General features: G+C 68.1%; 14 protein-coding genes and 1 pseudogene. 9 read left to right on the top strand and 6 right to left on the bottom strand.

Going from position 1 to position 11,494, the window contains the following annotated elements:
- Nucleotides 1-154: 154 nt before the first annotated feature.
- The 6 genes from hpaE to CVO76_RS11230 all read left to right on the top strand — a co-directional run bounded on the left by hpaE (nt 155) and on the right by CVO76_RS11230 (nt 6,050).
- Nucleotides 155-1,696, top strand: a complete 1,542-nt coding sequence (gene hpaE / locus CVO76_RS11205) for a 5-carboxymethyl-2-hydroxymuconate semialdehyde dehydrogenase (protein ID WP_208739301.1) — start codon at nt 155-157, stop codon at nt 1,694-1,696.
- Nucleotides 1,697-1,732: 36 nt separating this feature from the next.
- A complete protein-coding gene (gene hpaD, locus CVO76_RS11210) occupies nt 1,733-2,809 on the top strand; it encodes a 3,4-dihydroxyphenylacetate 2,3-dioxygenase (protein WP_208739302.1) in 1,077 nt (358 codons plus the stop codon).
- Between the two features lie 2 nt (nt 2,810-2,811).
- A complete protein-coding gene (gene hpaH, locus CVO76_RS11215; RefSeq protein ID WP_133081485.1) occupies nt 2,812-3,597 on the top strand; it encodes a 2-oxo-hept-4-ene-1,7-dioate hydratase in 786 nt (261 codons plus the stop codon).
- Complete coding sequence (locus CVO76_RS11220; protein WP_208739303.1) at nt 3,582-4,385, top strand: HpcH/HpaI aldolase family protein; 804 nt, start codon at nt 3,582-3,584, stop codon at nt 4,383-4,385. Before hpaH ends, CVO76_RS11220 begins: the two co-directional genes overlap by 16 nt.
- Before the next feature lie 158 nt (nt 4,386-4,543).
- Nucleotides 4,544-4,885 carry an ANTAR domain-containing protein gene (locus CVO76_RS11225; protein ID WP_208739304.1) on the top strand — a complete coding sequence of 114 codons (342 nt, stop codon included), beginning with the start codon at nt 4,544-4,546 and terminating at the stop codon, nt 4,883-4,885.
- Nucleotides 4,886-5,273: 388 nt separating this feature from the next.
- Nucleotides 5,274-6,050 (top strand): GAF and ANTAR domain-containing protein, encoded by a 777-nt coding sequence (locus tag CVO76_RS11230; RefSeq protein ID WP_208739305.1) that lies wholly within the window; start codon nt 5,274-5,276, stop codon nt 6,048-6,050.
- A 78-nt stretch (nt 6,051-6,128) separates the two neighbouring features.
- Here CVO76_RS11230 and CVO76_RS11235 read toward each other — a convergent pair whose 3' ends face one another.
- Nucleotides 6,129-6,398 carry a hypothetical protein gene (locus CVO76_RS11235; protein WP_208739306.1) on the bottom strand — a complete coding sequence of 90 codons (270 nt, stop codon included), beginning with the start codon at nt 6,396-6,398 and terminating at the stop codon, nt 6,129-6,131.
- A gap of 227 nt (nt 6,399-6,625) precedes the next feature.
- Nucleotides 6,626-6,937 carry an HPr family phosphocarrier protein gene (locus CVO76_RS11240; protein ID WP_208739307.1) on the bottom strand — a complete coding sequence of 104 codons (312 nt, stop codon included), beginning with the start codon at nt 6,935-6,937 and terminating at the stop codon, nt 6,626-6,628.
- Nucleotides 6,938-7,108: 171 nt separating this feature from the next.
- On the opposite strand from CVO76_RS11240, the gene CVO76_RS11245 reads away from it, so the two are divergent.
- Together CVO76_RS11245 and CVO76_RS11250 are read left to right on the top strand one after the other, a co-directional pair.
- Complete coding sequence (locus CVO76_RS11245; RefSeq protein WP_208739308.1) at nt 7,109-7,759, top strand: LmeA family phospholipid-binding protein; 651 nt, start codon at nt 7,109-7,111, stop codon at nt 7,757-7,759.
- Nucleotides 7,760-7,897: 138 nt separating this feature from the next.
- Nucleotides 7,898-8,785, top strand: coding sequence for a GAF domain-containing protein (locus CVO76_RS11250; protein ID WP_208739309.1), 888 nt, complete (start codon nt 7,898-7,900; stop codon nt 8,783-8,785).
- Nucleotides 8,786-8,842: 57 nt separating this feature from the next.
- Here CVO76_RS11250 and CVO76_RS11255 read toward each other — a convergent pair whose 3' ends face one another.
- Genes CVO76_RS11255 through CVO76_RS11270 form a run of 4 tightly spaced genes read right to left on the bottom strand, consistent with a single transcriptional unit; the run spans nt 8,843 to nt 11,092 of the window.
- Nucleotides 8,843-9,604 (bottom strand): ABC transporter permease, encoded by a 762-nt coding sequence (locus CVO76_RS11255; protein ID WP_208739310.1) that lies wholly within the window; start codon nt 9,602-9,604, stop codon nt 8,843-8,845.
- Nucleotides 9,601-10,404: an ABC transporter ATP-binding protein gene (locus tag CVO76_RS11260; protein WP_208739311.1), complete on the bottom strand. Its 804-nt coding sequence runs from the start codon at nt 10,402-10,404 to the stop codon at nt 9,601-9,603. Before CVO76_RS11260 ends, CVO76_RS11255 begins: the two co-directional genes overlap by 4 nt.
- A complete protein-coding gene (locus CVO76_RS11265; RefSeq protein ID WP_208741789.1) occupies nt 10,401-10,760 on the bottom strand; it encodes a DUF1048 domain-containing protein in 360 nt (119 codons plus the stop codon). Before CVO76_RS11265 ends, CVO76_RS11260 begins: the two co-directional genes overlap by 4 nt.
- 2 nt (nt 10,761-10,762) lie before the next feature.
- Nucleotides 10,763-11,092, bottom strand: a complete 330-nt coding sequence (locus CVO76_RS11270) for a PadR family transcriptional regulator (RefSeq protein WP_208739312.1) — start codon at nt 11,090-11,092, stop codon at nt 10,763-10,765.
- A gap of 211 nt (nt 11,093-11,303) precedes the next feature.
- Between CVO76_RS11270 and CVO76_RS11275 the strand changes: the two are divergent.
- Nucleotides 11,304-11,494, top strand: a pseudogene (locus CVO76_RS11275) (hypothetical protein); the annotation flags it as partial.

The following is an 11,494-nucleotide window of genomic DNA, read 5'->3' on the forward strand; positions in this document are numbered from 1 at the left end:
CCCACGAGTCGGTCGAGGAACACGACGCCCTCCTCCGGCTCATCGAGGGGGGAGCGGAGGCTGACGCCATCGAACGCGCGGCGAGACTCCATCGCAGCGCCACCCTCGACGCCTATCTCGCGCAGACCGGCGCACACACCAGTGAGGAAATGCCATGACCAGCCCCATCGACGCGGCCACGACACACTACGTGCCGGAGGACCTACCGACCTCCATCCAGCACTACATCGACGGACGCTTCGTCGATTCGGTGGGCGGCGCGACCTTCGAGGTCCTCGACCCGGTGTCCAACACCACCTACGCCACGGCCGCGGCGGGGCAGAAGGAGGACATCGACCTCGCGGTGGCGGCCGCACGGGAGGCCTTCACCAACGGGCCATGGCCCCGCATGAAGCCCCGCGAACGTGCCCGGGTCCTCAACCGGATCGCCGACGCCGTCGAGGCCCAGGAGTCCCGGCTCGCCGAACTCGAGACCTTCGACACGGGCCTGCCCATCACCCAGGCCAAGGGCCAGGCGCTGCGCGCCGCGGAGAACTTCCGCTTCTTCGCGGACCTGATCGTGGCCCAGTTCGACGACGCCATGAAGGTCCCCGGCTCCCAGATCAACTACGTGAACCGCAAGCCCATCGGCGTCGCCGGGCTCATCACCCCGTGGAACACACCCTTCATGCTGGAGTCCTGGAAACTCGCTCCCGCCCTCGCCACCGGGAACACGGTGGTCCTCAAGCCCGCCGAGTTCACGCCCCTCTCCGCCTCCCTGTGGGCGGAGATCTTTCGGGACGCCGGCCTGCCCGACGGCGTGTTCAACCTCGTCAACGGGCTCGGCGAGGAAGCCGGCGACGCCCTCGTCAAGCACCCGGACGTCCCCTTGATCTCCTTCACCGGCGAGACCACCACCGGCCAGACGATCTTCCGGAACGCCGCCGCGAACCTCAAGGGCCTGTCGATGGAGCTCGGCGGGAAGTCACCCTGCGTCGTCTTCGCCGACGCGGACCTCGACGCCGCCATCGACTCGGCCCTGTTCGGGGTCTTCTCCCTCAACGGCGAACGGTGCACCGCAGGCTCCCGGATCCTCGTCGAACGCCCGGTCTACGACGCGTTCTGCGAGAAGTACGCGGCGCGCGCGAAGGCCATCGTCGTCGGGGATCCCCACGACCCGAAGACCGAGGTCGGGGCCCTCGTGCATCCCGTGCACTTCGACAAGGTGGCCTCCTACGTGGAGATCGGGAAGACCGAGGGCCGGCTGCTCGCCGGCGGCGGACGCCCCGAGCACCTCCCGGAGGGCAACTACATCGCCCCCACCGTGTTCGCGGATGTGGCCCCCGACGCGCGGATCTTCCAGGAGGAGATCTTCGGTCCCGTGGTGGCCATCACCCCCTTCGACACCGACGACGAGGCCCTGGCACTCGCGAACAACACCCGGTACGGGCTCGCCGCCTACATCTGGACGAAGGACCTCACCCGCGCCCACACCTTCTCCTCGAACGTCGAGGCGGGCATGGTGTGGCTCAACAGCCACAACGTCCGCGACCTCCGCACCCCGTTCGGCGGCGTCAAGGCCTCCGGTCTCGGGCACGAGGGCGGCTACCGCTCCATCGACTTCTACACCGACCAGCAGGCCGTCCACATCACCCTCGGTACCGTCCACACCCCCAGGTTCGGCAGCATCGACGCCGCCGCCACCGACGAAGGCTGAGCCCCCACCCCGTTCGCTCGACGAAGAGAGAATCCCATGACGAATCCCGTACCCACGCCCTCGGTTCCCGCTCCGGACATCGTGCGCTGCGCCTACATGGAGATCGTGGTCACCGACCTCGCACGCTCCCGCGCGTTCTATGTCGACGTCCTCGGCCTGCACGTCACCGAGGAGGACGACGAGGCCATCTACCTGCGGTCCCTCGAGGAGTTCATCCACCACAACCTCGTCCTGAGGAAGGGACCGGTCGCCGCCGTCGCCGCGTTCGCCTACCGCGTGAAGTCACCGGCCGAGGTCGACGCCGCCGAGGCCTACTACAGGGAACTGGGCTGCCGCACGGAACGCCGTGCGGACGGCTTCACCAAGGGCGTCGGGGACTCCGTCCGGGTCGAGGACCCGCTGGGCTTCCCCTACGAGTTCTTCTACGACGTCGAGCACGTCGAGCGCCTCACCCAGCGCTACGACCTCTACTCTGCGGGCGAACTGGTCCGTTTGGACCACTTCAACCAGGTCACCCCCGACGTGCCACGCGGCCGGGCGTACCTCGAGGACCTCGGCTTCCGCGTCTCGGAGGACATCCAGGACTCCGACGGCGTGACCTACGCGGTGTGGATGCACCGCAAGCAGACGGTGCACGACACCGCGCTGACCGGCGGCAACGGACCGCGCATGCACCACGTCGCGTTCGCCACCCACGAGAAGCACAACATCATCCAGATCTGCGACAAGATGGGCGCCCTGCGGATCAGCGACCGCATCGAGCGCGGCCCCGGACGGCACGGCGTCTCCAACGCCTTCTACCTCTACATCCTCGACCCGGACGATCACCGCATCGAGATCTACTGCCAGGACTACTACACCGGGGACCCGGACAACCCGACGATCACCTGGGACGTGCACGACAACCAGCGCCGCGACTGGTGGGGCAACGCCGTCGTACCGTCCTGGTACTCGGAGGCGTCCCTCGTCCTGGACCTCGACGGAAACCCGCAGCCCGTCACCGAGCGCGACGAACGCAGCGAGATGGCGGTCACCGTCGGCGCCGACGGCTTCTCCTACACCCGCAAGGACGGCGCCGAGGCCGAGGGCTTCAAACTCGGCGCCCAGCTGTAGCCATGCTGGACGACGCGACGATCGAGGCCATCGCCGATGAGCTGCTGGAGGCCGGCCGGAGCCGGGTTCCCGTCCCGCTGCTGACCGCCCGCTACCCGGGGATGACGGTGGAGGACTCCTACGCCGTGCAGCGGTTGTGGCGGCAGCGCAACGAGGACGCCGGACGTACGCTCGTGGGCCGGAAGATCGGGCTCACGAGCAGGGCCATGCAGGCCGCGACGGGCATCACCGAGCCCGACTACGGGGCGATCTTCGACGACATGGTCCTCGAGACGGGGTGCTCCGTGGAGTGGGACCGGTACACACACCCCCGGGTCGAGGTCGAGCTGGCCTTCGTGCTCAAGGACGACCTCAGCGGACCGGGCTGCACCATCTTCGACGTCCTGAATGCGACCGACCATGTGGTGCCTGCGCTGGAGATCCTCGACTCGAGGATCGAGATGGAGGGCCGGACCATCGTGGACACCATCTCCGACAACGCGGCGATGGGCGCCATGGTCGTCGGCGGACGGCCGGTGCGGCCCGACGCCGTCGACCTGCGCTGGGTGTCCGCCATCCTCTACAAGAACCAGGTCGTCGAGGAGACCGGGGTCGCCGCAGGGGTCCTGGACCATCCGGCCGCCGGCGTGCACTGGCTCGCCAACAAGATCGCCGCCCACGGGGACGGCCTGAAGGCCGGCGACATCATCCTCGCCGGATCCTTCACCCGACCCATGTGGGTGGACCGGGGGGACACCGTCCACGCCGACTACGGAGCACTGGGAGCCGTGACATGCCGCTTCGTCTAGGACCCACCTTCGCCGAGGCACTGGTTGCTGCAGAGCGCCCGCTGGCCGGGATGTGGGTGTGTTCGGGCAGCCCCTTGGTCGCCGAGATCTGTGCCGGGTCCGGGCTCGACTGGCTGCTCGTCGACGCCGAGCACAGCCCGAACGGCCTCGAATCGATCCTCGCCCAGCTGCAGGCCGTCCACGGGTACCCGGTGCAGGTACTCGTCCGTCCTCCGGTCAACGACACCGTGCTCATCAAGCAGTACCTCGACCTCGGCGTGCAGAATCTGCTGATCCCCATGGTGAACACCGTGGCAGACGCGCGGGCCGCCGTCGCCGCCACCCGCTACCCGCCCGAGGGCGTCCGCGGCGTCGGCTCCGCACTGGCCCGCGCCGCCCGCTGGAACAGGATCCCCGACTACCTGGCCACGGCCGGCGGGACCGTCAGCGTCACGGTCCAGATCGAATCCACGGCCGCCGTCGAGGCGGTGGAGGACATCCTCGCCGTCGACGGCGTCGACGCCATCTTCCTCGGGCCCTCCGATCTCGCCGCGTCCATGGGACTGCTCGGCCAGCAGGAACACGCGCAGGTCCGCACCGCCGTCGGGAACTGCCTGCACGCTGCAGCGCTGGCCGGGAAACCGGCCGGCGTCAACGCGTTCACCCCGACCACCGCCCGGCACTACCTGGAATCCGGGGCATCCTTCGTCCTCGTCGGCGCCGACGTCTCCCTCCTCGCCCGCGGCTCCGAAGCCCTCGCCACCGCCTATCTTCCGGCGCCGGAGGACGACTCCCCGTCCAGCTATTGAGCGCCTCCGGACCCGTCGGCGCCACGGCCGTCTTGACGGCGGAGCGTAGTGTGAGGGGTACGCGGTCCAGACATAGGCCGTACTCCTGGTTTCTTCTTGACGGTGCCGTAGCAACCGCATCCATGGCAGAGCACGATCCCCGATAGGGGCAGTGCAGCATGAACGACGACGTAGAACCGCACCACCAGATCCCCCACCGCACCGCTCCGGATTCCGGATCCGACGACGCACCTGCAGCACGCGCGAGGCATCTGGTCGATGACTGGGCCCGGCTGATCCACGCCACCCTGTGCCCCGAGCAGGCTCTGCCCCTTCCCCGACCCGTGCAGATCGCGACGGGCATCATCATGGGCAACCAGCACTGCACCGTGCACCAGGCCCATGCCCTGCTGCTCAGCGCGGCGTGCGCACGTCAGGTCCCCGCGGGCCGGATCGCCGAGGACATCATCTCGACCACCCGGAACCCCGTCCTGCCCGGCACCCGCAGCACATCCCCCTGATCGGCCCCGGACTCCGCTCCCCTCCTTCTCCTCCCGGCAGCCGGGTCGTGCGCGTTCGTGCGGGACAGTCCTTCCTATGCCGCACTGCTGCCCCGTACTGCAGGGCGCTCGTAGCCCTGGAGCCCTCACCGCGGACGAGCGTGCGGAACCCGACTTGATCGAAAACTGAGGATTCGTTCCGGGTTGTGGCGAGGGTGGTCCATGAGACTGGAGGAACGCAGCAGGAAGACCCGGAGACGTCCGTCTCCATGCCGTGGATACAGGGATGCTCGTGCGGAGGTGGCATTCTCCTCCTCGGTCAGGATGCCTGCCTCGGCGGACATCGACCCATCGGTAATGCCGCGCCCTACCGCAGGGCCGGCACTGTTCTCACAGGAGTTCGACACGCATGGCCGGGACCACCGACCCTCAGGACTACACCAGCGACATCTACGACCTGATGCTCGCGCACCAGAGTGTGCAGGAGTTCCTCGACGCCGTGGTCCGGCTCTCGGCCACGATCATGGCTCCTGCCGACGTGGTCTCGGGCATCACCTACCGGAACCGCCGGCGCATGGTGACGCTGGTGAGCAGCATCCCCGAGGTCGGCGTCCTGGACGAACTGCAGTACGACGCCGGCGACGGGCCCTGCCTCACCGCCCTGAACACCGGAACCACCACGGTCGTGGATGACACCGATGCCGACCAGCGGTGGCGCGGATACCTGCGAGCGGTCGCCGATCACGGCTATCTCTCGATGATGGGGATGCCTCTTCCCCTGCGTGCCAGGAACGACGGCACGGACGACGGCAGGAGTGAGGGTGCGGCGAGCATCAACTTCTACGGCGCCGAACGCGCGGTGTTCACGCCCGAGCGGCAGCGGGCCGCCGAAGCCTTCGCGACCTCGGCCGGTGCCGCATTGAGCCTGATCGTGAAGGTCGACGACGCCAGGGACCAGACCGCGCACATGGTCGCAGCCACGGAGACCCGTTCTGCCATCGATGTCGCTGTGGGAATCATCATGGCCCAGAACCGCTGCAGCCAGGAGGAGGCATTCCGGATCCTGCGGAGCTCCTCGAACAATCAGAACGTCAAGGTCCACACCCTGGCCCAGCTCATCCTCGAACGGGCCTCGAACCCGGCCCCGGTGGTCCCGCACAGCGGGAACACCGCCCCGAACCCCTGACCCCCCTCCTGGCGCTGCACGGCAGGTCCAGCACGTCCTGCCGGGATGTCGCAGCAGGACCTGCTGGACCGGGAGCTGTCAGCCGGCGCTCGGGACGCTTGCCGGCGGAACCGCCGGCGTGATGTCGTCGAGGCTGAGCAGGGGCGGCTGGTCGACGGATTCCTTCAGCTCGAGAATCTCCTCGGGATCGAGGTCCACCACCTCCGCGATGACCTCCGGGTCCTCGCCGTGCTCGAGGGCGACGACGATGGCCTCCTTGAGGTTCAGCTCAGCATGATCCAGTTCGAACGCGGCTGCTTCCTTGTCCGCCGCTGCGACGGCGAGTTGATGACGATCCTCTGCTGACATCTGTACACAGTCCTTCTTGAACCTCGGTCGGTGGACACGGCCGTGCCGTCGGATCCGATCTCTCGATCCGCCGTCGCCCCGGGTGTCCGGTGTATCCCCATTGTGCCTGCACGGCACCGTCACCGCACCGACCTCGCCCGCGACGTCGCGCTCGAACTCACGACGACCGGAGAACCACCCACCTGCACACCCTGGCCGGTCCTCTCGGGCACTTCGTCCCGATGCCGTCAGTCGACATCCGTGAGTACGGCGACCAGGGCGGCCACTGTCTTCTCGGCACCCGGCCCCTCGCAGCTGATGGTCACGACTTCCTCGGTACCGGCACCGAGGCTGAGGACCGACGTGACCTGCGATGCATCGACCGAGTAGTCCGGGTCGGACGCGAGACGGAGGAAAACCCTCCCGCTGAAGCTGTCGGCGATGGCGGCGATACGGACTGCGAGCATGGCATGTACGCCGCGCGGATTGGCGACGACGACGCTTCGTTCCGCGGCTGTTCCTCCTCCCGCCCGGGATCCTGGCCCCTCGACACTGTTCATCTAATCACCACCGTTCGTGTTCCTCGCGGAATTTGCCCGTCCCGTCTCGAGTGCTGGGTCCGCCGCAAAATGCAGGGTGACCGGCTCCGCGCCCCTTCCAGGACCAGCAGCCATCAGACTGTCCCTATGGACTGGACGCGTGCAAAGGATTGGCTGATCGGTGCTACGGGGATGGCACTCGTCCTGGGGGTCGCGCTCGTGATCCTCTGGTGGGGGCTGAGCGACCCGGCGGACGCAGGCGGACCGGGACCTGCGCCGACAGCGTCGGCGGGAGCTGAGGACCCATCGACGACGGCAGCACCCCCCGCCACCCTGCTCGAGGACGAGACGTGGTTCGCCGACCTCGTGCTGGAGGCCGGGACGGTCGTGACCCCGGACTCGACGCTCCGCGATGTCCGGGCCGTCGGGCAGGACGTGGTGGTGGGGCCGGACCGGTCGGTGGCCGCGCGGCTGGTCGTGGACGCGACCGTGCCGTTCGAAGTCGTGGCCGACGAGCTCGGCGACGACTCCGTGGTCCGCGCTGCCGGAGGCGGCCAGGCCACGGTGGTCCGCACCGTGGACGCCCTGGGGCGCGAGGTGCGCGTCACGGCGACCGGCACCGTCGACGTCCAGGCCGGCAGGCTCGTGCTGGAGCCGCGCTCGATCGACATCGGTGGCCCGGATTTCCTCTCCGATGCCACCGCCGCCGTCGTCAGGCGGTTCGTGACCATCGAGCACGATATCGACGGCCTGCCCGCCGGCCTCGTGCTGGAGGGGGTCACCGTCCAGACCGATGGCTTCCGCGCCAACCTCCGGGGCGAGGATGTCAGGCTTGCACCCTAGTCCTGGTCGGCGGCACTCTGCCATCGGCCGTCGAGTACAGGCGCGGGCGACACCGATGAGCATAGTCTTGGTGGGCGAGGTCGACCCGTCCGGGGTCGACCTGGGATGGTCGAACGGATCAGTGGACGGAGGACGGGCATGCTGGATGGGTACCTTCAGCAGTGGAGCGCCATCCAGACGGTGCGGGCCGCCGGCCTGAACCTCCCTGACGTCTTCCGGACGTATGTCGACCTGGCCGGGGACTCCGACCAGCTCGAGGTCCGGGGCTACCTCTCCGGCCTGGTGATGCTCGAGGTGGAGCAGCGCGACCTGCTCGCCCAGGCCGTCAACGAATGCCTGGACAGCGAGGGATCCACGGCCGATGGTGCGCACTACAGCAACGAGGAGGCCGCCTCCTTCTCCGGCTACGGCGACTACCTCCGCCCCCTCGACCTCTCCCCCGACGGGTACGACTTCAACGCCCCACCCGCCGGGGATCACAGCACCAGCGCTACCTTCGGCAGCGGTTCCTCGTTCGATGCAGTGGCTGCTGCAGGTGGCATCGGAGGTGGATCCGATGCCGACGAGACCGAGTTCCGACGCCTGCAGGCCTTGCACGAGTCCGGCTTGCTGGAGGGTGGTGCGGAGGACCGCTTCGATCGGATCACCCGGCAGGCGCGGGACCATTTCGGTGTCAGCTCGGCCTCCATCGCCCTGATCACCGGCGATTCGCAGATCATCAAATCCGTCGTCGGACCGTTGGGCCAGGATCTTCCGCGGGACCTCTCGCTCTGTGCGACGACCATCGAACAGGACCGCACGTTGGTCATCGCGGATGCACGCGTGCATCCGGAGTGGCGCGATCACCCCCTCGTCACCGGCGCGCCCGGAGTCCGCTTCTACGCCGGTCACCCCGTCTGCACCGTGGACGGCTGGCGTATCGGCACCCTGTGCCTGATGGATGACCAGCCGCGGATCTTCACCGATGACGATGTGCAGGTACTCAGGCGGCTGGCCGGGCAGGTACAGATCGAGATGTGGGTCTGACGAAGGCCCCATCCGCGGGGGCTTCCCTCCTGCCGGACCGCGCGCTCACGGCCCTGCCTAGCCGGTCCTGCGCCGATAGGCCATGATGGCGACGGCGTAGGCAGCCACCAGGCCCCCGACGCACCAGGCGAGGGCTGTCCAGATGTCGCTGCCGACCGGCTGCTGCGCGAACAGGTTCCGGATCGTTTCGACGATGGAGGTGACGGGCTGGTGCTCCGCGAACCAGCGCACCGGGCCCGGCATGGACTCGGTGGGCGCAAAGGCGGAGCTGATGAACGGCAGGAAGATCAGCGGATAGGAGAACGCTGCGGCGCCCTCCACCGACTTCGCCGAGAGTCCGGCGATCACCGCGATCCAGGTCAGGGCGAGTGTGAACAGCACCAGCATGCCGGCGACGGCGAGCCAGGCCGCAACCCCTGCGCCCGAGCGGAAACCCATGGCGACGGCGGCGAGGACGACGATCACGAGGGAGACCAGATTGGCGACCAGTGATGTCAGGACATGCGCCCAGAGCATGCTGGACCGGGCGACGGGCATGGACTGGAAGCGCTCGAAGATACCGCTCTGCAGGTCGAGGAAGAGCCGGTAGGAGGTGTACGCGACGCCCGAGGCGACCGTGATGAGCAGGACGCCGGGCAGCAGGTAGTTCACGTAGGAGGACGAGCCGGTATCGATCGCACCACCGAGCACGAAGACGAAGAGAAGCATGATGGCGACGGGCATGACCGCCGTCGTGACGATCGTATCCACACTGCGCGTGATGTGGCGCAGGGATCGCCCTGTCAGCACGGCGGTGTCGCCGAGGAGGTGGGTGGTCACCGGGAGTCCTTCCGGGTGGGTCCGGACGGGGTGTCCGTCGCGGTGTCGACGCCGATGATCGCGAGGAAGACGTCCTCGAGGGTCGGTTGCTTCTCGACGTACTCGACCTGGGCGGGTGGAAGGAGCTGCTTGAGTTCCGCCAGGGTGCCGTTCGCGATGATATGGCCCTGATGGAGGACGGCGATGCGGTCGGCGAGGTGCTCGGCCTCCTCGAGGTACTGGGTGGTGAGCAGGATCGTGGTGCCCTGCACGGCGAGTTCCTTCACCGCCTGCCACACCTCGATGCGCGCCTCGGGATCGAGCCCTGTGGTCGGCTCGTCGAGGAAGATGACGGGCGGGTGCCCGATCAGGCTCATCGCGATGTCGAGGCGACGGCGCATCCCACCCGAGTAGGTCGAGACCTTCCGCCCTCCCGCGTCCGTCAGCGAGAAGCGGCGCAGCAGGTCATCGGCGATGCCGCCCGGGTCGCTGAGGTGCCGCAGCCGTGCGATGAGCACGAGGTTCTCGCGTCCACTGAGCACCTCGTCGACAGCCGCGAACTGACCCGTGAGGCTGATCGATCCACGCACCTGCGCCGGCTGCGCAGCGACGTCGAACCCGCTGACCGACGCCGTGCCGGCATCCGCGGAGAGCAGGGTCGAGAGGATCTTCACGACAGTCGTCTTGCCGGCACCGTTGGACCCCAGCAACGCGAAGATGCTGCCGCCGGCGACGTCGAAGTCGATGCCGCGGAGCAAGTGGAGATCCTTGTAGGACTTCTCCAGTCCCGACACCCGGATGGGGGACGCCACGGCGCTCATCGCCGCTCGTCCCTTTCGGCGTCGTCGATCGCGGAGGCGAGGCGGTTGCGCTCCTTGCGGATCCAGCTTCCACCGCCATAGTTCTGCATGAACTCCTCGGCGAACTCGGCAGGGTCCGCACCGACGACGTCCCGGATGGGCGTTCCTGCGGCGACGCTCTGCTCGAGCAGGTCGGCGAGATCGTTGAGCATGGCGATGAGGCTCTTGCCGTCGTCACTCGGGCCGAGGTTCATGAGGTACCGCTCGAGCGCCGCAGCGGCCTGTCGGTAGCCCTCCGGCAACTGCCGGATGCGCTCCTTGTACTCCCTGTACCTCTTCTTGTCGCCGAGATCCCCGACGATCTTCTCGATCCACATGGTCACACCCCTCCTTGTCGGAGCTGTTCGAGCCGTTCCGAGAGGAAGCTCCATGTCCTCCAGAACTCGTTGAGGTATTCCTGCCCCTGCGCGTTGAGCGAGTACACCTTGCGCGGGGGGCCCTTCTCGGACGGGACCTTCTCCACGTCCACGAGCCCCCGTTGCTCCACCCGCACGAGAAGCGCGTAGATGGTGCCCTCCGCGATGTCCGAGAAGCCCTGCTCACGCAGCCACGTCGTGATCTCGTACCCGTACGCAGCCCTTCCGGCGAGAAGTGCGAGGACGATGCCCTCGAGGGTGCCCTTGAGCATCTCTGTCGCCTGCCTGCCCATGACTCTCCTCTCGCTAGTCAGTGTTACTTGATACCGGTACAAAGTAACACTGACTACCAGTACATAGCAAGAGGGAGTAGCAGGATCTTCCGGCCAGCAGTGGTGATCATCCCGGCAGGCGCCTCCCCCGGCGCAGCCGGCCCGCGATGTACCCGACCGCATCCCGGGTGGAGCCCGGGTGGAGCCCTTCAATCCGCGCTAGGCTCCGAGCATGACCCTCCGAACGCCTCCCCCTTCGGCTGCGGACCACGGGCCCGTCGGGCTCGCGACCGCCCTCCTCGCCGTCGTCGCGGCATTCCAGGCCGCCCTGGCCGCCGGAGCGCCATGGGGCGCGGCGGCCTACGGCGGTTACACCCCGGGCACCTTGCCTGCCAGGTTCCGGATCGCCGGCACGCGCCGCCG

This window comes from Arthrobacter agilis, assembly GCF_002953615.1.
In the GTDB taxonomy this organism is placed as follows: Bacteria; Actinomycetota; Actinomycetes; order Actinomycetales; family Micrococcaceae; genus Arthrobacter_D; species Arthrobacter_D agilis_B.